The sequence below is a fragment of the Solibacillus sp. FSL K6-1554 genome (genome assembly GCF_038005185.1).
Lineage (GTDB): Bacteria > Bacillota > Bacilli > Bacillales_A > Planococcaceae > Solibacillus > Solibacillus silvestris.
On sequence record NZ_JBBOSS010000001.1, the window covers coordinates 272,176 to 293,669 of the forward strand.

Annotated in this window: 19 protein-coding genes; 18 read left to right on the forward strand and 1 reads right to left on the reverse strand. The window is 42.1% G+C overall.

From position 1 onward, the window contains the following. Window positions 1-12 precede the first annotated feature (12 nt). The 11 genes from MHB58_RS01375 to MHB58_RS01425 all read left to right on the forward strand — a co-directional run bounded on the left by MHB58_RS01375 (window position 13) and on the right by MHB58_RS01425 (window position 10,660). Window positions 13-900 carry an acetaldehyde dehydrogenase (acetylating) gene (locus tag MHB58_RS01375; protein ID WP_014824967.1) on the forward strand — a complete coding sequence of 296 codons (888 nt, stop codon included), beginning with the start codon at window positions 13-15 and terminating at the stop codon, window positions 898-900. Then, window positions 897-1,892 carry a 4-hydroxy-2-oxovalerate aldolase gene (gene dmpG / locus MHB58_RS01380; RefSeq protein WP_014824966.1) on the forward strand — a complete coding sequence of 332 codons (996 nt, stop codon included), beginning with the start codon at window positions 897-899 and terminating at the stop codon, window positions 1,890-1,892. Before MHB58_RS01375 ends, dmpG begins: the two co-directional genes overlap by 4 nt. A 133-nt stretch (window positions 1,893-2,025) precedes the next feature. Then, the gene (locus MHB58_RS01385; RefSeq protein WP_014824965.1) at window positions 2,026-2,976 is read left to right on the forward strand and encodes an SMP-30/gluconolactonase/LRE family protein; all 951 of its coding nucleotides are present in this window, start codon (window positions 2,026-2,028) and stop codon (window positions 2,974-2,976) included. 132 nt (window positions 2,977-3,108) lie between these two features. Further along, window positions 3,109-4,059 carry a VOC family protein gene (locus tag MHB58_RS01390; RefSeq protein WP_014824964.1) on the forward strand — a complete coding sequence of 317 codons (951 nt, stop codon included), beginning with the start codon at window positions 3,109-3,111 and terminating at the stop codon, window positions 4,057-4,059. Between the two features lie 56 nt (window positions 4,060-4,115). Next, window positions 4,116-4,901, forward strand: a complete 786-nt coding sequence (locus MHB58_RS01395) for an FAD synthetase family protein (RefSeq protein ID WP_014824963.1) — start codon at window positions 4,116-4,118, stop codon at window positions 4,899-4,901. Window positions 4,902-4,915: 14 nt separating this feature from the next. Continuing rightward, the gene (locus tag MHB58_RS01400) at window positions 4,916-5,779 is read left to right on the forward strand and encodes an isocitrate lyase/PEP mutase family protein (protein WP_340734530.1); all 864 of its coding nucleotides are present in this window, start codon (window positions 4,916-4,918) and stop codon (window positions 5,777-5,779) included. 22 nt (window positions 5,780-5,801) lie between these two features. Continuing rightward, on the forward strand, window positions 5,802-7,220 hold the full coding sequence (locus tag MHB58_RS01405; protein ID WP_014824961.1) for an FAD-dependent oxidoreductase: 1,419 nt from the start codon (window positions 5,802-5,804) through the stop codon (window positions 7,218-7,220). Between the two features lie 10 nt (window positions 7,221-7,230). Further along, on the forward strand, window positions 7,231-7,965 hold the full coding sequence (locus MHB58_RS01410; protein ID WP_014824960.1) for an SDR family NAD(P)-dependent oxidoreductase: 735 nt from the start codon (window positions 7,231-7,233) through the stop codon (window positions 7,963-7,965). Between the two features lie 21 nt (window positions 7,966-7,986). Next, a complete protein-coding gene (locus tag MHB58_RS01415; protein WP_008407978.1) occupies window positions 7,987-8,433 on the forward strand; it encodes a GlcG/HbpS family heme-binding protein in 447 nt (148 codons plus the stop codon). Window positions 8,434-8,438: 5 nt separating this feature from the next. Then, window positions 8,439-9,818 (forward strand): FAD-dependent oxidoreductase, encoded by a 1,380-nt coding sequence (locus tag MHB58_RS01420; RefSeq protein ID WP_014824959.1) that lies wholly within the window; start codon window positions 8,439-8,441, stop codon window positions 9,816-9,818. After that, the gene (locus MHB58_RS01425; RefSeq protein ID WP_340734531.1) at window positions 9,815-10,660 is read left to right on the forward strand and encodes an aspartate/glutamate racemase family protein; all 846 of its coding nucleotides are present in this window, start codon (window positions 9,815-9,817) and stop codon (window positions 10,658-10,660) included. Before MHB58_RS01420 ends, MHB58_RS01425 begins: the two co-directional genes overlap by 4 nt. 325 nt (window positions 10,661-10,985) lie before the next feature. Here the strand turns inward: MHB58_RS01425 and MHB58_RS01430 are convergent, their stop codons facing one another. Continuing rightward, window positions 10,986-12,458 carry a response regulator transcription factor gene (locus MHB58_RS01430; protein ID WP_340734532.1) on the reverse strand — a complete coding sequence of 491 codons (1,473 nt, stop codon included), beginning with the start codon at window positions 12,456-12,458 and terminating at the stop codon, window positions 10,986-10,988. A gap of 157 nt (window positions 12,459-12,615) precedes the next feature. Between MHB58_RS01430 and MHB58_RS01435 the strand changes: the two genes are divergently transcribed. The 7 genes from MHB58_RS01435 to MHB58_RS01465 all read left to right on the forward strand — a co-directional run bounded on the left by MHB58_RS01435 (window position 12,616) and on the right by MHB58_RS01465 (window position 21,491). Beyond that, a complete protein-coding gene (locus MHB58_RS01435; protein ID WP_014824956.1) occupies window positions 12,616-13,950 on the forward strand; it encodes a YjiH family protein in 1,335 nt (444 codons plus the stop codon). A gap of 25 nt (window positions 13,951-13,975) precedes the next feature. Next, on the forward strand, window positions 13,976-15,637 hold the full coding sequence (gene hutU, locus MHB58_RS01440) for a urocanate hydratase (RefSeq protein ID WP_340734533.1): 1,662 nt from the start codon (window positions 13,976-13,978) through the stop codon (window positions 15,635-15,637). 45 nt (window positions 15,638-15,682) lie between these two features. Further along, window positions 15,683-16,912, forward strand: coding sequence for an imidazolonepropionase (gene hutI / locus MHB58_RS01445; RefSeq protein WP_231918741.1), 1,230 nt, complete (start codon window positions 15,683-15,685; stop codon window positions 16,910-16,912). Beyond that, window positions 16,909-17,877 carry an agmatinase family protein gene (locus MHB58_RS01450; RefSeq protein WP_014824953.1) on the forward strand — a complete coding sequence of 323 codons (969 nt, stop codon included), beginning with the start codon at window positions 16,909-16,911 and terminating at the stop codon, window positions 17,875-17,877. Before hutI ends, MHB58_RS01450 begins: the two co-directional genes overlap by 4 nt. Window positions 17,878-18,219: 342 nt before the next feature. After that, window positions 18,220-18,486: a hypothetical protein gene (locus tag MHB58_RS01455; RefSeq protein ID WP_014824952.1), complete on the forward strand. Its 267-nt coding sequence runs from the start codon at window positions 18,220-18,222 to the stop codon at window positions 18,484-18,486. After that, entirely contained in the window at window positions 18,479-19,684 is a 1,206-nt protein-coding gene (locus MHB58_RS01460) for an RNA-splicing ligase RtcB (RefSeq protein ID WP_014824951.1), read from the forward strand. The genes MHB58_RS01455 and MHB58_RS01460 overlap by 8 nt, the downstream gene beginning before the upstream one ends. Window positions 19,685-19,907: 223 nt before the next feature. Further along, the gene (locus tag MHB58_RS01465) at window positions 19,908-21,491 is read left to right on the forward strand and encodes an ATP-binding protein (protein WP_008407991.1); all 1,584 of its coding nucleotides are present in this window, start codon (window positions 19,908-19,910) and stop codon (window positions 21,489-21,491) included. The last annotated feature ends 3 nt before the right edge of the window (window positions 21,492-21,494 follow it).

Below are 21,494 nucleotides of genomic sequence, written 5' to 3' on the forward strand. Positions count from 1 at the left end.
GAGGTGAGCAAATTGACGAAATTAAAAGTAGGCATTATCGGTTCAGGGAATATCGGTACGGATTTAATGTATAAAATTGAGCGTTGTGATGCACTGGAGATGGCGGTCATGGTAGGTATTGATCCGCAATCAGAAGGTTTGGCACGTGCACGCGACCGTGGCTATATTGCAATCGAAAATGGTATTGAAGGATTTAAATCGCAGTTAGATCTAGTTGATATCGTTTTTGATGCGACGAGTGCCTATGCTCACAAAGAGAATTATGAGGTTATAAAAGCTGCAGGTAAAAAGATGATTGATTTAACTCCGGCAGCAATAGGACCATTCACTGTTCCGCCAGTAAATTTGAGTGAGCACTTTGAAAAAGACAATGTCAACATGGTAACGTGCGGCGGTCAGGCAACGATTCCGGTTGTGGCAGCGATTTCCCGTGTTGTGCCTGTGGACTACGCAGAAATCGTGGCAACGGTTGCAAGTAAAAGTGCAGGCCCGGGAACACGCGCAAATATCGATGAATTTACACGGACAACGGCAAATGCAATCGAAGCAGTCGGCGGTGCGAAAAAAGGGAAAGCAATTATCATTTTAAACCCGGCAGAACCGCCTATTATGATGCGTGATACAGTGCATGCGCTCGTAGCGGAGACAGGGAAAGAAGATGAAATTCGCGCTTCTATTAAAGAGATGATTGAGGAAGTAAAAACATACGTCCCGGGTTACCGTCTATGTGGTGAACCGATTTTTGAAGGTAATAAAGTATCAGTTTTATTAGAAGTGGAAGGGATTGGCGATTTCTTCCCGCCTTATTCAGGAAATTTGGACATTATGACGGCAGCTGCTGCACGTGTAGCAAATGAATTAGCCAAAAATCTAATAGCGCAAGGAGCGGTTGTGCGATGAGAGACATTCATATTTTAGATGTATCGTTACGAGACGGCAGTCACTCCATGAAGCATCAATATTCCGAGCAACAAGTACGAGATATTGCCAGAGGATTAAATCAGGCAGGTGTAGAGTATTTTGAAGTCGCACATGGTGATGGGTTAGGCGGATCGAGCTTGCAGTACGGTCTATCTGCTGTAGACGAACTGAAGTTAATCGAAGCAGCTGCCAATGAATGTACCGATTCAAAAGTAGCTGTCTTACTTATTCCCGGCATCGGGATTAAGGATGATTTAAAAAATGCCGTGAATGCAGGCGCAAAAATGGCACGTGTTGCAACACATGTGACAGAAGCCGATATTTCAGCACAGCATATTGCCTATAGTCGTGAATTGGAACTGAAAACTGCCGGATTTTTGATGATGGCACATATGGCGCCGACAAGCGTCATTGTCGAGCAGGCTAAATTATTTGAAAGTTACGGTGCAGAAATCGTGTATGTGACGGATTCTGCAGGTTACCTTTTACCAGATCAAGTGACGGAACGCATTCGGGCACTGAAAGAAAATATCGGCTGTGAAATCGGATTCCACGCACATAATAATATGTCACTGGCGATGGCGAACTCTTTAGCGGCAATTGAAGCGGGCGCTACTTATATTGACGGCTCATTGCGTGCACTGGGGGCAGGCAGCGGCAATACGCAAACCGAAGTATTGGTTGCTGTACTGCAGCGGATGGGCATTCAAACAGGTGTTGATTTATATAATATTATCGATGTCGCAAATGACATCGTCGCACCAATTTTACCTCGCCCTCAGGAAATATCAGGTTCGAGCCTAATTATGGGATATGCAGGCGTGTATTCAAGCTTCCTACTACATACAGAAAAAGCTTCCAAGCAATTCGGTGTAGATGAACGCGATATTTTAGTTGAGCTGGGCCGCCGTAAAACAGTCGGCGGACAAGAAGATTTAATTTACGAAGTGGCACAGAGTTTGCGGAAATAATGAAAAGCGCTGTTGATATTACGATGATAAATGAAATAAACCGATAATGTTGAATGCTACCTTAATATAAATGAGGTAGCTTTTTATTCATCAACTATTTTTAAATACTTTTATAGATAAAGAAGGTGAGCGCATGAAGATTTGTGGGAAATACCGCGCGAAATTTGCAGATGGCCCAATCTGGCATCGGGCATACGGTGTGATTTGGCTCGATATTGCGAATAAAAAAATCATAACTTTCAACCCGGAAACGGAAAAAGAAGATGTGTATGATGCAATGGGCTGGATTCAATCAATCATCCCGACAGCAGATGGTCAGTTTATTGGAGTTTATAAAGACGGCCTCTATTTAATCAATTTTAAATTGGGCCTGAAAAAACCGTTTGTTTTGCCGCCAGATCTGTCTGAATTACATTTTTTAAATGATTCTAAATGTGGACCAGATGGACGACTATGGGTGGGCTCTTCAGACGGTTTTTTTAAAAAGTTTAAAGAAACACCGCAAACTGCATTTTCTAACTATCCATTCGAAAATGCGAAATTAATTTCCGTTGATGCAGAAGGCGAAATTCAGACGCATTTATCGAAAGTAGCGATATCAAATGGTTTGGAATGGGATCGCAAAACAAATAAATTTTATCACATTGATTCGTCGAAGCATGCAATCTTTCAATATGAATTAACAGAAAGGGGACAGCTGCTTTTTGAAAAAGTTGTTTACACGTTCAAAATGGTCGAAGGATATCCGGCCGGTATGACGATCGATAGTGAAGGTAATTTGTATGTAACATTATTTAAAAGCGGTCTTATGGCAAAAACAAGTAAGGAACAAACCCGTGTGGTATGTATCAATCCACAAGACCAGCAGATCAAAGAAGAATTTATCATACCCGTCTCCCATGTCACTTCCTGCACAATCGGCGGGAAAAATTTGGACAACTTATTTGTAACAACAGCTTATGAATCTTTGCCGGAAGCGCGTATAAAAGAAGAGCCGCTAGCAGGCTATTTACTGCAGTTTCCGTTAAAAATGACAGGTGTATTACCTTACGAGTTTATGTTGGCGAGCAGCGGAAACGATTAGTAAAATTCAATAATTTTTTACTAAAAGTTAGATTTTTCTGAATAAAAGTTTCCTAGATATCAAAAAGTACATTTTGTAACATTGAAAACAATAAGAAGTTATTCATATCCATCATTTTGAGGGGGAATTACAGTGGCACCAGAAATCGCTAAATTAGGCCATGTTGCTTTAGTGTCAACAGATTTGGAAAAGTCATTAGTTTTCTTTAAAGAGATTATTGGTTTGGAAGAAACAACGGAAATTGACGGTGTTCACTATCTACGTGCTTACAGTGATTTCCAGCACCATACATTGAGCATTGAAGCCGGTGAAAATGCTCACGTAAAGCATATTGGCTGGCGTACAAAAACAGCTGACTGTGTTCTAGGATTCAAAGGACTTTTAGACGAGCAAGGGATAGCTGTTCAGGAATATCCAAAAGGCACAACACCGGGCATCGGTGATTCGATCCGTTTTCAATTACCAAGCGGACATACATTTGAACTTTATTATGAGGTTGAAAAATCTAAGGCTGCATCAGATAAAGCTTCGATTCTAAAAAACCAAGTATATAAATCATGGAATAAAGGGATTTCACCTCGTCGATTTGATCATGTAAACATTCATACGACGACAGATGTAGATGAATCCTATGAATTTTTAATGGAAGTGCTCGGTTTCAATATGCGTGAATATGTACGTGGCGATGACGGTATATTGGCGGGCTGGATGAGTGTGACACCACTTGTGCATGATGTGGCGATGATAAAAAAGGAAACGCTTCCAACACCAGCCCGACTCCATCATATTTCTTACTGGCTGGATGATACACAGGATATTTTACGTGCTGCAGATATTTTAAAAGAAAATAATCTGCCATTTATCGGTCCAGGCAAACACGGTGTATCTCAGGCGATCTATTTATATGTAATGGATCCGGGAAGTGGTTGCCGTGTGGAATTATTTTCGGGGGGTTACCTGATTTTCGAACCAGATTGGGAACCGGTTGAGTGGACATTGGAAGAACGTGCCTTAAGCAATACATATTGGGGCGACAGTGTGCAGGATAAAGAATTAAACAATATTACGATTGAAGCAAGGTAAGGAATAAAGAGCATAAACCATTAAATTACGCCATCTTAGAGAGGTTGTGAAGAAGCATGAAAATAATTATCGTAAATGAAAATAATCTACCGATTGTCCAGCAAAATAGCGAACCGGCAGTAATTGCATTAGGATTTTTTGATGGTGTGCATAAAGGCCATCAGGAAGTGATTTTAGCAGCCCGAAAAAAAGCCCGAAAAAATGGCTTGAAATTGGCTGTGATGAGTTTTTTCCCCCATCCGAAAACGGTCTTTTCAAATGAAGAAGTGGACTATTTAATGCCGATGGAGAAAAAGGCCGAACGCTTTCAGTCCTTAGGTGTCGATCTGTTCTATATTGTGGATTTTACGAAATTGTTTGCTGCTCTTCAGCCGAAGCAATTTGTACAGCAATATTTAGTGGGGCTTCAAGTGCAGTATGCTGTAGCAGGTTTTGACTATACGTACGGAGCTAAAGGAGCCGGTACGACTGCTACGATTCACTCTGACAGCGACTGCAAAATTATCGTCGACATTGTGAAGCGTTTTTCCATTTCAGGTAAAAAGGTGAGCTCGACATGCATTCGGGAAAAATTGAAACGGGGCTATGTCGAAGAAGTAACAGCGTTACTAGGAAAGCCGTATAGCGTCCAATACTCGATGGAAAATGGATTGCACGATTACTATACACTACCTCAATGCGGAGAATACTATGTCACGATTTTATCAGGCAATCGCGCTATCTCGCAAAAAGTGTATGTGAAGAATACCGAGGACATTATTTTTTACCATGATTTAAATATTGATGATTGTTCGATTTACTTTCATCAACGCGCAACCCAAAAATACCAAGAAATTAGTTGAGAGGCTGGTTAAACTTGAAAAAAACAGAGATGTTTCAACAGTTATTAGCAAGTAAAGACACATTTATATTACCAGGCGCCTTTGATGCAATGACGGCCCGCATTATCGAAGAAACCGGGTTTAAAGCCATTTATGCAACAGGAGCCGGCATTTCAAATGCGCAGCTTGGCTGGGCGGATGTCGGACTGGCGACTTTAACGGAAATCGCCCAGGTTGTTTCCTGGATGAGTGAAGTGACAACGGTTCCGATTGTCGTTGATGCCGATACAGGCTTCGGCAACGCCATCAACATGCAGCGAACAGTAAAGGTACTTGAAAAAGCGGGTGCAGCTGCATTGCAGATTGAAGACCAGGTCATGCCGAAAAAATGCGGTCATTTCAACGGGAAAGAAGTAATATCAAAGGATGAAATGGTCGGCAAAATTAAAGCTGCTCTTGATGCACGTACAGATGATCAGCTAGCGATCATTGCACGTACGGATGCGTTAGGTGTCCTTGGTTTCGATGAAGCAATTGAACGAGCAAATGCTTATAAAGAGGCAGGTGCACATGCAATTTTTGTGGAAGCGCCAACTACGTATGAGCAATTGTCCCGTATTACAAAAGAGGTATCTGGTATCCCGCATATTATTAATCTTGTAGAAGGTGGTAAAACGCCTTTAGTATCACGTCAGGAAGCGCAAAATTTAGGCTTCCAGATTATGCTGTGTGCCAACTCGGCTTTACGCGGTGCGATTAAAGGTGCTACCGATGCAATGCAAATTTTAATGCGGGATGAAAGTCAGGAAAACATTCATGATGTCATTTGCACATGGGAACAACGCCAAGAATTGTTTAAGTTAAAAGAAATTCAACAACTGGAAAAACAATATTCTTAATATTCGGAAAGATGGTGTGGATATGAGTGGAGTGGACTATGATTTAGTCATTGTTGGTTGCGGTGCAGCTGGAACAGCGTCTGCATTAGCTGCAGCTGAACAAGCGAAGGAACAAAATGAAAACTTAACGATTGCTATTTTAGAGCGTGCACCTTTTGAACAGCGTGGTGGAAATACACGCTGGACGGCTGCTTATATGCGGATGGAAAATATCGATAAGCCGGCAGATGGCATCGTTGAAGATATGGTCACATTTTCTGATTCATTTATGGATCGTGCATATGCCGAAACATTACGTGATGAAGCGGGAGAAACATTACGTTGGGTAGAGTCGAAAGGTGTTGATTTTGATTTTCTTCCCACAATGTTTTTGACTGCATCCAAACCGCGCCTGTTACCGGTTGGTGGAGGACGTGCCATTATCGATGCCCTCACTTTACGAGCACGTGCTTTAGGTGTGGAAATCATTTATGAAACAACAGCATGGGATTTAACGCTCGATGGTGATGGGGCGATCAATGGCATCAAAGTACGTATGGCTGACGGGACATCCATCGTTCTGAAAACAAATGCGGTCATTTTAGGTGCAGGTGGTTTCCAAGGGAACAAAGAAATGATGGCACAGTATATCGGACGGGATGCACATAAAATTCCGCCGGTCTCTGAAGGTGGCCTGTTTAATAAAGGCGAGGCAATCCGCATGGCGTTAAATATCGGTGCTGCCGGAAAAGGGCAGTTTGATGCTTTCCATGCTGAAACAGTAGACCCGCGCAGTAAACGCGAAGAAGCGGGCGTCATGTTGTTCCCGTATGCCATCCTCGTGAATAAGCAGGGGAAACGCTTTACAGATGAAGGGGTTACAACAATTGATGAACAGTATGAAGAAGTAGCACGCAAAATTTTTTACGAATGTGAAGACCATATTGCTTACATGATTACCGATCAAAAAATGTATAACATCCCGAATTATGAAGAGGCACTGCAAACCGATATTCCGGCAATCATCGGAGAAACGATTGAAGATATCGCAAATCAGATCGGTGTGAATGCAGAAAACTTAAAGCACACAATTGATGAATTTAATGCAGCTTGCCCGACAGGTGAATTTATCTACAACCGGGTCGATGGGCTTGCAACAACTGGCTTGGCATTAAACAAATCGAACTGGTCTATTCCGATTAACGAAGGTCCGTTTATTGCGTATCCGATTATTTGCTGCAACGTATTTACGAATGGCGGGTTAGCTACAGATTTAAATGGGCGTGTCCTAACGGGTGATGAAGTAGCGATTCCGGGTCTATATGCTGTAGGCGAAACTTCGGGTGTTTACTACGGCAAATATCCGGGTGGTACATCGGTACTGCGTTGCTTAGTCTTCGGTCGCCGAGCAGGGCATGATGCAGTGCGGTATATCGGGGAAAAAGAAAAGTCGTATCAATAGGGAGGTTCATATGGAATTACTAGGTAAAGTAGCGCTTGTGACAGGCGGCGGTCGGGGAATCGGTAAAGAATCTGCCTTATTGCTAGCTTCAAAAGGTGCGAAAGTTGCTGTATGTGCGCGCAATGAACAAGAGTGCGCAGAAGTGCAGCAGCTGATTGAAACAAAATATAATGTCCCATCAATCGGAATTAAATGCGATGTTTCCGATTATGCACAAGTCCAGGAAGCTGTAGCAGTTGTCGCAAAGGAGCTTGGACCAATCGATATATTGATCAATAATGCAGGAGCGATGGCATTAAAGTCGTTTACGGAAACGACGCCCGAAGAATGGATCAAAATGCACGATATTAATGTACATGGCCCTTATTACTTCTGCTATGAAACGGTTCCTTCGATGATTGAAAGACGTACAGGTGCGATCATCAATATTTCTTCAATATGGGGGACGAAAGGTGGTCCGAACCGTAGTGCCTACATCTCGTCCAAACATGCGGTAATCGGTTTTTCAAAAGCATTGGGTGAAGAGTTAAAGCCATACGGTATACGAGTAAATGCCGTTTGCCCAGGCCCGGTTGATACACAGATGACCAATGAACTTGGAGCAAACTTGAATAAAGACGGCTGGTTGGATGCCATTGATATTGCCAATGTCATCGTGGATCTTGTACTGCCGAAGAGCCGCGCGATTACTGCCACTTCAGTAGAGGCATTCGGATTCGGTGCACCAGTTGGATTAGCTAAATAATAATTAAAAGGGGATATTAAAATGACAGAATTAACGTACTCATTCCAGCAAAACACAGTGACTTTAGATTTAGCGAAGAAAATGTTAGAGAAAGCAGAGGAAAAAGGGAAAGAGCTAGGCATGAAGTTCGCAATTTCAATCGTGGACAAAGCCGGAAATTTAAAAGCATTTTCAGCTATGGACGGTGCACCGGTATTAGCGTTGGAAATTGCACAAAATAAAGCATTCTCAGCGGCAGCATATAATCGTGCTACACATGAATGGTACGACCGTTTAAAAGATGATCCGCCACTAATGGAAGGTCTTGTTCATACAAATCGCCTCGTTATTTTCGGAGGGGGTTATCCAATTCAATTAAATGGTGAATGCATCGGAGGAATCGGTGTAAGCGGCGGTCACTATACACATGATATGCAAGTTTGTGAAGCCGCTCTTGAACTATTGGCCGAAACAGTTAAGGAGGCGTAGTGCGGATGAGCCGTGACCATCTTATAATTGTTGGTGCGGGTATGGCAGGACTTTGTGCAGCAGTGGAGGCTTCTGCTGCTGGCGCAAAGGTCATCGTCCTGGAAAAACAAGCTGAACTTGGCGGCAGTTCCTTATTAAGCGGCTGTTTTATGGCCTTTGCCGAGACGGATTTTCAGAAGAAGCTCGGTATTGAAGATACGACAGAAAGCTTAATGGAAGATTTCCTTGCTGTAGGTCAATATAAAAACAAACGTACACTCATTGAAGCATACGGTAAACATCAGCTTGCTACATACAACTGGCTTGTCGAACAGGGTGTCCAATTCCAAACATGCCAAGCTGTAAGCGGACATTCCAACCCGCGCGGACATACGATCATTCCTAGTCAGGCAATTGGCCAATTACGTGCAAATGCTGAAGCAAATGGCGTAATAATTAAAACCAATGCACCCGTTGTACGTTTAGTAAAAAATAATGAGCAAGTAGTTGGTGTTGTATACGAAGAGAACGGTGAACAGATCGAACTTACTACGGATTATGGTGTCCTATTAACAGCGGGCGGTTTTTCTCAAAGTGAAGAGCTGCTGGCACAATTTGCTCCGCAGTTAGCGAATACGGTTCGTCTCGGTGGGGCGGGTAATAAAGGCGACGGGATAAAACTTGCTGCTTCGGCAGGTGCATGGCTCGAAGATTTTACTTATTTGAAGGGCACATACGGCTTCCACCCAACATCGACAAATGATAAGAAACGTCAGGCCCATACGTTTTATAAAGGCGGCATCATTGTGAACGAGCTCGGTAAGCGCTTCGTGAATGAATCCATTTCGTATAAGCTGCTTGGTGATGCAGCACTACAACAACCGAATTGCCGGACATATCAAGTATGGGATCAGACGGTCATGGACAAAGGTGTCGCAAATGATGCGCTTTATGACTTTGATTTACTTTACAGAGAAGGTTTAATTGAAAGCTTTGACACAATTGAACAGTTAGCAGAGAAAGCAGGTCTATCGGTAGACGTGCTACAGCAAACGATTTCCACGTATAATTCCGATGTGATAAAAGGGCAGGATACAGCATTTGGCCGTACATCGCTCACACATAAATTCGGTACACCAACGGCAATCGAAACAGCTCCGTTTTATATAATGGACACTGCAACAGCGATGCTTGCTACGTATGCAGGTGTCCAAGTTGATGAACATACACATGTGCTCAATCCATTCGGTGAAACAATCCAAGGTTTATATGCAGCCGGCGAAATGGTCGGAGGTTTCCACGGAGCGGGTTATATGACGGGCAGTTCTTTAGGGAAAGCCGCAATTTTCGGCCGCATAGCTGCAAGAACAGCAATACAAGCAAAAAAGCAGGAGGTACTTAAATGAAAATTTGGCACCAAAGCTTAACATCAATTGAAGATATTCCGGAATATCGCGATGCGGTCATTCAGCATATTTTAAAAATAGCGCATCCAGATGTAGATGTCGTCCTTCACGGTATGACGAATGATACGTACCCGGAAAATTATCCCGGTCACTATATTACGTACAACTATTTACAAAGCCTGCATAAGGAGCAGTTTATCCGCAATGCATTAATCGCGGAAAAAGCTGGCTATGATGCAGTGTTTATTGGCACGATTCCGGACGTTGGCTTAATCGAGGCACGTGCGCTTGTTGATATTCCGGTAATCGGTTACGGTCAAGCGTCGATGCATATGGCATCAATGCTTGGATCGAAAATAGGGATTGTTAACTTCCTGGCACCGTTAGCCGATCAGCTGCGTCTCAATGCACAGCAATACGGGTTGGCACAAAAGCTTGGACCGATCGTACAGGCGGATATCGGCTTCTACGATATTATGGAAGGCTATAAAAACCCTCAGCCAATTATCGATAAATTTATTGCTGCTGCTGAAATAGCTATTGCGCAAGGTGCGGATGTTATTATTCCTGGTGAAGGGCCGATGAATATTTTCTTGGCAACCCATCATATTCACCATGTCGGCAATGTCCCGATTATCGATTCTTTTGGTACAGGAATTAAAATGTGTGAATCGCTTGTTGATCTGCAGAAGATAAGCGGTATGACGGTGACACGTGTAGGCTATTACAACGAAAAACCCCCAACGGAAATTGTTGAAAAGTTAAGAGACTATTATAATTTGAAACAAGCAGCAGCCGACATGGATTTTGGGCTATCTGTCCGCGCTACGGCGTCTGTATAAATTCTTTTATTTCTCAATAGTATTCAATTAAATTATTGAAAACCGGAGAAATCAATTGCTATAAGGATTGATTTCTTTTTGTATGAGGGAGAAAGAAAAAAACTGATTGAATAAAGAAAAAAACTGATTGAATAAAGAAAAAAACTATAAGTAAGAAACGGATATTAAAATTGATTGGAATGGAGGGGCGACTCCTTGGGGATAAGCGTGATGCCTGAGACTTAGGAACAAAAGCTAAAAGCGCCACGTCCTGTGGCAACGCTTTTGTGACCAACATCGTGTTGGCCTCAGGCCACGCCCCCGGAAAGCGTCCCCGGGATGGAAATCAATTTTTGGCTGAGCCGACTGTTTTCCTCACCTGCAGACGGTAGCGGTAGGGGGTTAACTGATAGTATTCCCGAAATACTTTAGTGAAGTAATTGCCGTCCGTGAAACCGACCATTTCCGCGATTGTCCCTATCCCTAAACTCGTTTCTATTAATAGCTTTTCGGCTTGCTGTACGCGGTACTGCTGTAAATATTTGCGGAACGGAATACCTCGTTTTTTTGAGAATACATTGCTCAAATAGTTGGTGCTTATATTTAATTTATTCGCTGCATGCTGTAATGTCAGTTTAGCATTTTCATAGTCGCGCTCAATTATTTCGACAGCCAATTCCGTATAGTCAGCAATTTGCTGTAGCTGTAAATTTTTTCGCGCATCGATCAACCGCTGTGTAAACAAAATAAACTCCTGTACAATCGCATATAAAATCGGATGCTCTAATATAAAGTGGAACAGTGCGCGGTATTGCTGTTCGATTTTTGCTTGCTGCTGCAGATGATACTTCATCATGAACCGGCGGATTTGCGCTAAAATACTCGTCAAATGGATACGCACATCATCCTGGTGGTAATAGGTAGAACTCGTTGTCAGCATATATAAAAAAGTCTTAATTGCTTTTAAATCACCGTTTTCAAGACTCGTAATCCAAAGTTGCTGTTCTTCAGGGGTTAAAAGCGGATCAAGCCTTGTCACATGAAGTGTTTGTGAGCTTTTAAAAATATGGGAATACCCTTTATAAAAGCGCTGAGCCAATGTTTTTTTACATTCCTGATACATTGTCAGCAAAGTTGTCTCCTCGCCGTCATAAACAGCAATATTCAGCGATTCACCGCTAAATTTCTCCCATTCCTGGCTCATGATTCTAAGCTGCCTGAATAGATTGGTAAAAACATCGATTTCAGCAATACAAATCACACGGTTTTGCAGCGGTAGGGCTAACAGATTATGAAAAATAGGCAATTCAATGAGCCACTCATACAGCATTAAGTTATGCTCGTATTCTGCACACTCAATTAAGAAGAAAGACTTTCCATCTAATGAGAAATTCCCAGGCTTATTTAAAAATAAATCCGAATATAATTGCATTTCGACTGGAATGGTACTGCTTGAAGTTTCTGCCCGCTTAGTCGAAGGGATTTTCAACAATGCAGACTTTAGCTGCTCCAATGGAACGGGCTTCACAAAAAGATCGATTGCCTTTAAGCGGATTGCTTTCATTGCCTGCTGAAAAATAGGCTCCGCTGTTATTCCGATAACAGGAATCGCCTGCTTTTGTAAAAATTGCTCTATAGAAGGAGAAACAAGTTCCATTTCAATAAGAAGTACTTCCGGCCTCGCTTCTTCAAATGCTTCAATTATTCTACTGCCATCTATTACGCCAATTACTTCAATATCCCGCATAAAATAGTTTTTTAAATACCACTCAATTCCTGCAATTTCCTCAAAATCCCGCTCAACAATTAAGATTTTCAATCGAACACCACCTTTAATAATTACTATTTAATATATAAATTCTAAAAATCATTCAAAATAAGTTTACTTTATTCAAATATTACTATAACTGATGTTTTTATTCTATTTATTCGGAATTGAAAGAAAATTAAACTGAAAATAACAAAGGGGTGGTTGAATGACAAAGTATCAGGAAGAACATGAACTGCCGAAAATTGGACAGTTTGAAATGAGCATTTTTATTAAAATGGTGATTTGCAGTTTAATCGGAATTTTTAGTTTTTTTATTACATTTGAATGGAATGGAAAAACGTCGATTTTAATCGACCATATCGTAAGTGCATTCACAACATTCACACCAGCATTAGTAAACGGGTATGTGTTGATTCTTTTAGTACTCGGAGCATTTTATCCATTTGTCAGGAAAAAGTGGAATACTTCAAAAGTAAATATGGTGCTATCAATTTTTAAAATAGGCGGACTGGTCGCAGGGGTAATGCTTATTTTTGGATTTGGTCCTGCATGGTTGTTTAATCCGGATATCGGTCCATTTTTATTAGAAAAACTTATTAAGCCGGTGGGGCTGGTCATTCCGATTGGTTCGGTTTTCTTAGCATTGCTCGTTTGCTATGGCTTGCTTGAATTTATAGGGGTACTTATGCAACCGGTAATGAAGCCGATTTTCAAAACACCGGGCCGTTCAGCAGTCGATGCGGTAGCTTCATTTGTTGGCAGCTATTCGGTTGGTTTAATATTGACGAACCGTGTGTATAAGGAAGGGAAATATACAGCGAGAGAATCAGCCATTATTGCGACAGGCTTCTCTACAGTGTCAGCTACTTTTATGGTAGTCGTTGCGAAAACACTGGATTTAATGGAATACTGGAACTTATTTTTCTGGGTGACATTAGTTGTGACATTCGTCGTTACAGCGATTACAGCCCGAATTTATCCGTTAAATAAAATTAAAGATGAATATTATGAAGGTTCAACTCCTCAGCCTGAAAAGATTATAAAAAATGACCGTCTAAAAGTAGCCTGGACAGAAGCGGTGGAAGCAACAAAATCAAACCCGTCTTTGTCTAGAAACTTATACATTCATTTAAAAGACGGTTTTATTATGGCGATGGGTGTTATTCCTTCCATATTATCAATTGGTTTATTAGGAATGGTATTGGCAATTTATACGCCGCTATTTGATTGGTTGGCATACATCTTCGCGCCATTTACGTATTTACTGCAAATTCCGGATCCGATGCTGACAGCAAAAGCATTGTCATTATCGATTGCGGAAATGTTTTTACCGGCGATGATTGTAACGGAGGCGGTTCTTGTAACGAAGTTTATTGTAGCCGTTGTTTCAATTTCAGCTATTTTATTCTTCTCAGCTGTGATTCCCGTAATTCTATCGACAGACATTCCGTTATCAATACGCCAAATGATTATTATCTGGTTTGAGCGCGTTGTCTTAACACTCATTTTCGTCACACCAATAGCATTTATCTTATTCTAACTTCAAATTAAAGGAGAGATTTCTTATGGTATATAAAACAAACATCCGTGCACCACGTGGTTCAGAGCTTTCATGTAAAGGTTGGACACAGGAAGCGGCAATGCGCATGCTGATGAACAATCTGGATCCGGAAGTAGCGGAAAATCCGGATGAGCTAGTTGTATATGGCGGTATCGGGAAAGCAGCGCGTGATTGGGAAAGCTACGAAAAGCTCATTGCGACATTAAAAGAACTGGAAAATGACGAAACGATGATTGTGCAGTCCGGAAAACCGGTTGCAGTATTTAGAACACATGAAAATGCACCTCGCGTACTGATCGCCAACTCGAATCTAGTGCCTGGCTGGGCAAACTGGGACCATTTCTATGAACTGGAAGAACGCAATTTAATGATGTACGGGCAAATGACGGCGGGCTCATGGATCTATATTGGGGCACAGGGAATTCTCCAAGGAACATATTTAAGTTTTGTGGAAGCAGGGAAAAAGAAGTTTGGAACAGCCGACCTTCGTGGTAAGTGGATACTAACTGGTGGTATGGGCGGCATGAGTGGTGCCCAGCCATTAGCAGGAAAAATGGCGGGTGCGGTCATTTTAGTTGTTGAAGTGGACCGTGCGCGAATCGAACGAAAAATAAATGAAGGCTACTGTGATTACCTTGTCGAAACAGTAGATGAGGCGATAGAGCTTGTAAATAAGTTAACAGCCGCTAAAGAACCTGCGTCAATTGGTTTAGTAGGAAACTGTGCGGATATTAACCGTGAGCTGTTGAATCGTGGTTTGATTCCGGATTTTGTTACAGACCAGACATCTGCCCACGACCCGATTAACGGCTATATTCCAAACGGGATGACGTTGGAAGAAGCACTTCAACTGCGCAAAACGGATGTGAAAACATACGAACGCCGTGCAAAGGAAACGATGGCAGAGCATGTGCGAACAATGCTTGAATTCCAGCAGGCAGGAGCGGAAACATTCGATTACGGAAACAATATCCGCGCCTACGCAAAGGAAATGGGTGTGGAAAATGCTTTTGACTTCCCGGGATTTGTACCGGCATATATCCGCCCGTTATTCTGTGAAGGAAAAGGACCGTTCCGCTGGGCAGCACTGTCAGGTGACCCGGAGGATATTTACAAAACAGATGCTTTGGCAAAAGAAATGTTTGCTGAGGACACAGCATTAGTAAACTGGATTGATATGGCACAGAAAATGGTGAAATGGCAAGGATTACCTGCCCGTATTTGCTGGCTGGGGTATGGTGACCGCCACCGATTTGCACTAAGAGTGAACGAGATGGTTGCAAACGGTGAATTGAAAGCGCCGATTGTATTCGGCCGTGACCATTTGGACTCCGGATCAGTCGCTTCACCAAACCGTGAAACAGAGGGGATGCAGGACGGATCAGATGCTGTATCAGACTGGCCGTTATTGAATGCGCTCGTCAATACAGCAGGCGGTGCGAGCTGGGTGAGCATTCATCATGGCGGCGGTGTAGGAATGGGGTATTCCCAACATGCCGGCCAAGTACTTGTTGCTGACGGCACAAAGCTAGCAGCAGAAAAAATCAATCGCGTGCTTATTTCAGACCCGGGTATGGGGGTTGTACGCCATGCCGATGCAGGCTACGACATTGCAGTTCGCACAGCAAAAGAAAAAGGTATCAATATGCCGATGCTAAAAGGATGATGAACTTTGGCTATTTTAATAAACAATGCAAATGAAGTATTAACAATGGAAAGTGATATAAAATTACCTCGCCGTCGTGAGCAGATGAGCGAGCTCGGCCTGAAAACAGAGGTAAGTGTACTAATCGAAGGAGATCGCATCGCAATGATTGCGCCTCTTGATGAAATAAAACAGGAATATCCGCATCTAGTAGGTAGTGCCGAGGTAATTGATGCACGAGGGAAGATTGTGATGCCTGGACTTGTTGACTGCCATACACATTTAGTGCATGGGGGAACACGTGAACATGAGCTGAATATGCGTCTTGCCGGAAGGTCCTATATGGATATTATGAATGAAGGTGGCGGGATTCACTATACAACGACAAAAACACGTGAAGCGAGTTTTGATGGTTTATATAATAAAACCGTTCAGCACTTAAACGAGTTTTTGCGCCATGGCGTTACGACGGTTGAAGCGAAATCTGGCTATGGTCTTGATCTTGAAAACGAAATCAAACAGCTGTATGTTGTGAAAAAGCTGCAGGAAGAACATGCGGTGGATATTGTCTCGACTTTTATGGGCGCACATGCCGTTCCGAAAGAATATAAAGGCAATGAAGATGAATTCGTGAAAATTATAATAGAGCAGATGATTCCAAAAGTGGCGGAGTTAGGGCTAGCAGAATTCAATGATGTCTTTTGCGAAAAAGGAGTGTTCACACCTGCACAATCCCGTCTTATTTTGGAAGCAGGCAAAGCATACGGACTGACACCGAAAATCCATGCAGATGAAATCGAGCCATATGAAGGGGCGGAACTCGCTGCAGAAGTCGGTGCCATCTCCGCAGAGCATTTACTCGTCGCATCGGATGAAGGGATTGCTGCAATGGCAAAGGCAGGGACAATTGCAGTACTCTTGCCGGGAACCGCATTCTTTTTACGCGCACCGTATGCAAGAGGTCGCCTCATGGTTGATAGTGGTGTACCTGTAGCCATTTCAACGGACTTTAATCCAGGTTCGTCTCCGACAATCAGCTTGCCGTTCATTCAAAATCTGGCGTGCATGAACATGGGAATGACGATGGAAGAAGTGCTTTGTGCAACAACGATCAATGCTGCTCATGCGATAAAACGAGCAGATGAAGTCGGTACACTAGAAAAGGGTAAACAGGCAGATGTACTGATTTTAGACGTCCCGAATTATAAGCAGCTTCAATATTTTTACGGAATGAATCATACAGATACTGTAATTAAAGCAGGAGATGTCGTTGTGAAAGGTGGCAGCTTACTGTGAGCGAGTTTCTTGTAAGTCCGGCAACTACTTGGAATCGAGTGGAATCTGAAGACATGAAGGTAAAAGACTGGGTTGAACCAAGTTATGGGGAGCTTTCGGAATCCTTTGATGTAGTCCTTACCGGTGTCCCGCTGTCCCGTTCGTCAATCAGTGCTTCAGCAGCTTCGGAATATCCGGATTTTTTCCGCAAAACCTGGAATCTGTTCACAACGTATTCGATTGATGAAGATGTAGATATTCGAGCACTTCGGATTGCTGATGTCGGCGATGTGAAAATGCACGGGACGAATATTTTGCAATGTCATGACAATATCGAACAGGCGATGACGGATGTATTGAATGGCTGTCCTGAAAGCTTCTATGTACAAATTGGCGGGGATCATTCGATTACTGCGCCTGTTGTGAGAGCATTTGCCAATTCTTCCGGGCAACGAGTCGGTATTTTACAGTTCGATACCCATCTGGATGTACGGACAACAGAATCGGATGGCCCGACAAACGGTACACCAATCCGCCAGTTGCTTGATGCTGGTGTAGTGAAGGGCGAAGATGTGTACAACATCGGGCTGCACGGTTTTTACAATGCCCCGAGTCTCATACGTGCTGCAGATCATTATGGTGTAAACCGCATTACATTAAAAGATTTCCGTCGTCGTGGCGCGGAGTCGGTAATAGCAAATGTAATGAAGGAGCTTTCTGAAAAAGTAGATGTAGTGTATGTGACAGTAGATATGGATGTACTTGATATCGCATATGCACCTGGAGTCCCTGCCTCTACACCAGGTGGCATGCGGACAGATGAGCTGTTTGATTTGTTGTATGAAGTAGGGAAATACGAAATTGTAAAAGGAATGGATTTTGTCTGTGTTGACCCGCATCGTGATACGAAGGAACTGCAGACAGTAAAAGCCGGCGTATACGCGTTTTTAACAATGATGGTGTCGAGGTATGTTCATTTGCTATAGTAATAAATTGGGCTGTTTGAAAAGTTTACACGCTTTTCGAACGGTCCATTTTTTATTAAGGTTGGCTTGAGTTTTCTAATAAGTTTGCGATTCTTTCTAATATCCGTGCCCAAGTGTCGAATAAAATGGTTATTTTCTAATAAAGCATACGGATTTTCTAATACTGATCCCCGATTTTCAAATATATGGTCTGAATTTTCAAATATCGTCTACCAGTTTTCTAATATATTCCGCTTTCTTCTAATAAAAGTTGACTGCCTCTGCAATACAGGAAAATTTATGAAACTTCTCCTTGCCCCAATCGTAAATAGTAACAATTATGTTCGCAAAAGGAGGTTCGGTATGAAACGTAAAATCCTGTTCGCATTCATCGGGGCACTAATGTTACATATTCTATATTTTGCCGCACAGCTGTTAATCGGATTGATTCAAACTTTATTCTACAAACCGCAATTTGCACCGGATACAGTTGTGCTGCAAAACGAAATGGCATTCGGATTTATTAACCAAGGTTCCCCGACATTTCTGCTTGGCAGCTACATTGGGGTAGCGCTTCTTATATACGCTGTACTCAGTTTAAAAAGGAAAGGCGTGAACAGCAGTGATTGAAATTAACGGAAAGTATACAAACGCTAAAATTTATACGAATACACCACAGGAAGCAGCGATTCAGCAAATTGATGAACTCGTCAATCAGTCATTTATGGTAGGGACAAAAGTTCGAATAATGCCTGACTATCATGCCGGGAAAGGCTGTGTAATCGGCACAACGATTCAGCTGAATGACCGTGTCGTACCGAATCTCGTCGGTGTTGATGTAGGGTGTGGGGTGCTCGTTTCGGAAATCGGCAAAGACGCAATTGACTTTAATGAACTCGATACAGTAATCCGACGTTTCGTACCAAGTGGCAATGAAATCCATGAAACGGTGCTAAAAATAAAGGACGCAGAGCGTTTTGAGAACGAAAACTTCATCGCACGCGGCTTGCAAAACGAGTATACAGGACGCTCGCTCGGTACATTGGGCGGGGGCAATCATTTTATCGAGCTAGCAAAAGATGTTACCGGTATTCATTATTTATTGATCCATACGGGCTCGCGCTATGTCGGGGCAAAGGTGGCGAACTGGCATCAGAAGCGTGCATTCGAATCGTTGCAACGCGAAGATTTAACCGAAAGAATTGCAGCACTGAAAGAAGCCGGTAACAGCAAGGACATTCAGAAAATGATTAAAGCATATAAGAACGAAAATCCGGTTGTGCCAAAGGACTTAGCTTATTTAGAAGGTGATCTGTTCCAGGATTATATTGCCGACATGAAACTGGCGCAGCGTTTTGCACATGAAAATCGTATGCATATTGCCAAGACAATCGCCGAACATATGAAGTGGGAGTTCGCAGAGCAGTTTGATTCCGTACACAACTACATTGATACGGATGCCATGATTTTACGTAAAGGGGCAGTGCGTGCGGCAAAAGATGAAAAACTCGTCATTCCGATGAATATGCGGGACGGTTCGCTTATTTGTATCGGAAAAGGGAATGTCGACTGGAATGAATCCGCCCCACATGGAGCAGGCCGCATTTACTCACGGACAGCCGCAATGAAAAACCTGTCGATGGATGATTTCAAACAGACGATGCAAGGAATTTGGACCACTTCGGTAAGTGAGGAAACGCTCGACGAAGCACCAATGGCCTATAAGCCGATGCAGGAAATTGTTGAGCAAATCGGAGAAACGGTGACAATCCAAAAGCACGTGACTCCGGTCTATAATTTCAAAGCTAGCGATAAATGGAAGAGATAGTGTATTGATCACTATATTAAATAGATAACTTTTAAAACGACAATGTAGCCACTTGGCGCCTTAATTATTCGGCGTCAAGTGGCTATTCGCTTTTGGCAGCATTCCGTATAACCTGAGCTCATTTTGCATATATTGCAGGAGTTTGCCAATTGTTAGAATTAAGAGAAAATTCTTATGCTATAATCATCTAAAGTAATAACTGCCAAAATAGGGGTAATAGCATATGGAAAGAAGCTCATTAAATTTTCGTTTTTTCAAGTACAATACGATTCTGGCCGCCATGATCTTATTAGTAAGTTTAGTTTCAACCTATTTTATTATTGGGGAAATCGTGGAAAAAGAAATAGGTGAGCGTGCACTTGGCGTAGCACAAGTCGCTGCGAAGCACCCGGATATTATAGAGGGACTGAAGCAACCCCAAACATCAGCAGAAATTCAAAAAATTGCATTGCAAATTCAGCAAAGTGTTAATGCCGAATATGTGGTCATTGGGGATGAAAAGGAAATCCGGTATGCCCACCCAGTAAAAGAACGAATCGGTCAAAAAATGGTTGGTGACGATAATGCTAAAGCGCTTATCGATGGAGAAGCTTACATATCAAATGCGGAAGGTACTTTAGGTAAAGCATTACGCGGCAAGGCACCTGTAAAAGATGAAAATGGGGAAATCATTGGTGTCGTTTCAGTTGGCTTTTTATTTGCCGATATCTTTTCAGCAAATATCATTTATTCCAAGTATTTAATCATAATATTTTTCATTACGATTGTTTTATCTATTATTCTTTCCACTTATTTTTCCAATAAAACAAAAGCACAATTATTGGATTACGAACCTCAGGAAATCGTTAAAATATTGTCCGAGCGAAATGCGATATTGGAATCGATTCGAGAAGGAATTATTATGGTTGATCGAGAAGGGACCATTACATTGATTAATCATTCTGCGAAGGCGATTTTAAGGAGCGGGGATTCTGAAATAGGCGAAAATATTAGTAAAGTTATTCCGAATACACATTTAATTAAAGTGATGGAATCCGGTCATGAACAATTAGACCGAATGATGACCATTAATGGTGTTAAAACATTAGTAAACCGTGTTCCGATTGTTAATAATGGCGAAGTAACCGGTGCGGTGTCCAGTTTTAGACCGTTTGAAGAAATTGATTTAGTTGCCAATGAGCTGTCACAAGTAAAACAGTATATCGAATCGTTACGGGCACAGACACATGAATACAATAACTTTTTATATACGATTTCAGGGTTGATTCAACTGAAGGAATATGATGAAGCCCTCTACTTGATTCATTCTGAGCGACTTGGGAATCATGCGTTAATATCCTTTTTAAACGAAAAAATACAAGATACGTTTATTTGCGGTCTTATCATCGGGTTTTATAATAGAGCGAAAGAATTAAAGGTTACGTTATTACTAGATGAAGATAGTTTTTGTGGGAAACTGGGTCAACATCTTGAAAAGCATTTACTTATTTCAGTCCTAGGGAACTTGGTAACAAATGCCTTTGAAGCAGTAGAGCATTTAGATGAAGAAGAACGTATCGTACGAATTTATATTTACGAGGATGAAAAAGAAGTCATTTGTGAAATTGAAGATTCAGGGAATGGAATCGATCAACAAGTGATCAACAATATATTTGAAAAAAAGCAGTCAACAAAAGACAAAGAGCATCGGGGTTATGGCTTGTTTATCGTCGATGAAAACCTGAGAAAATTAAATGGATCAATTGCAATTGAGAGTGGAGAATTGGGTGGGGCACTATTCATTTTTTCAATTCCAAAAGAGGGGTGAGTC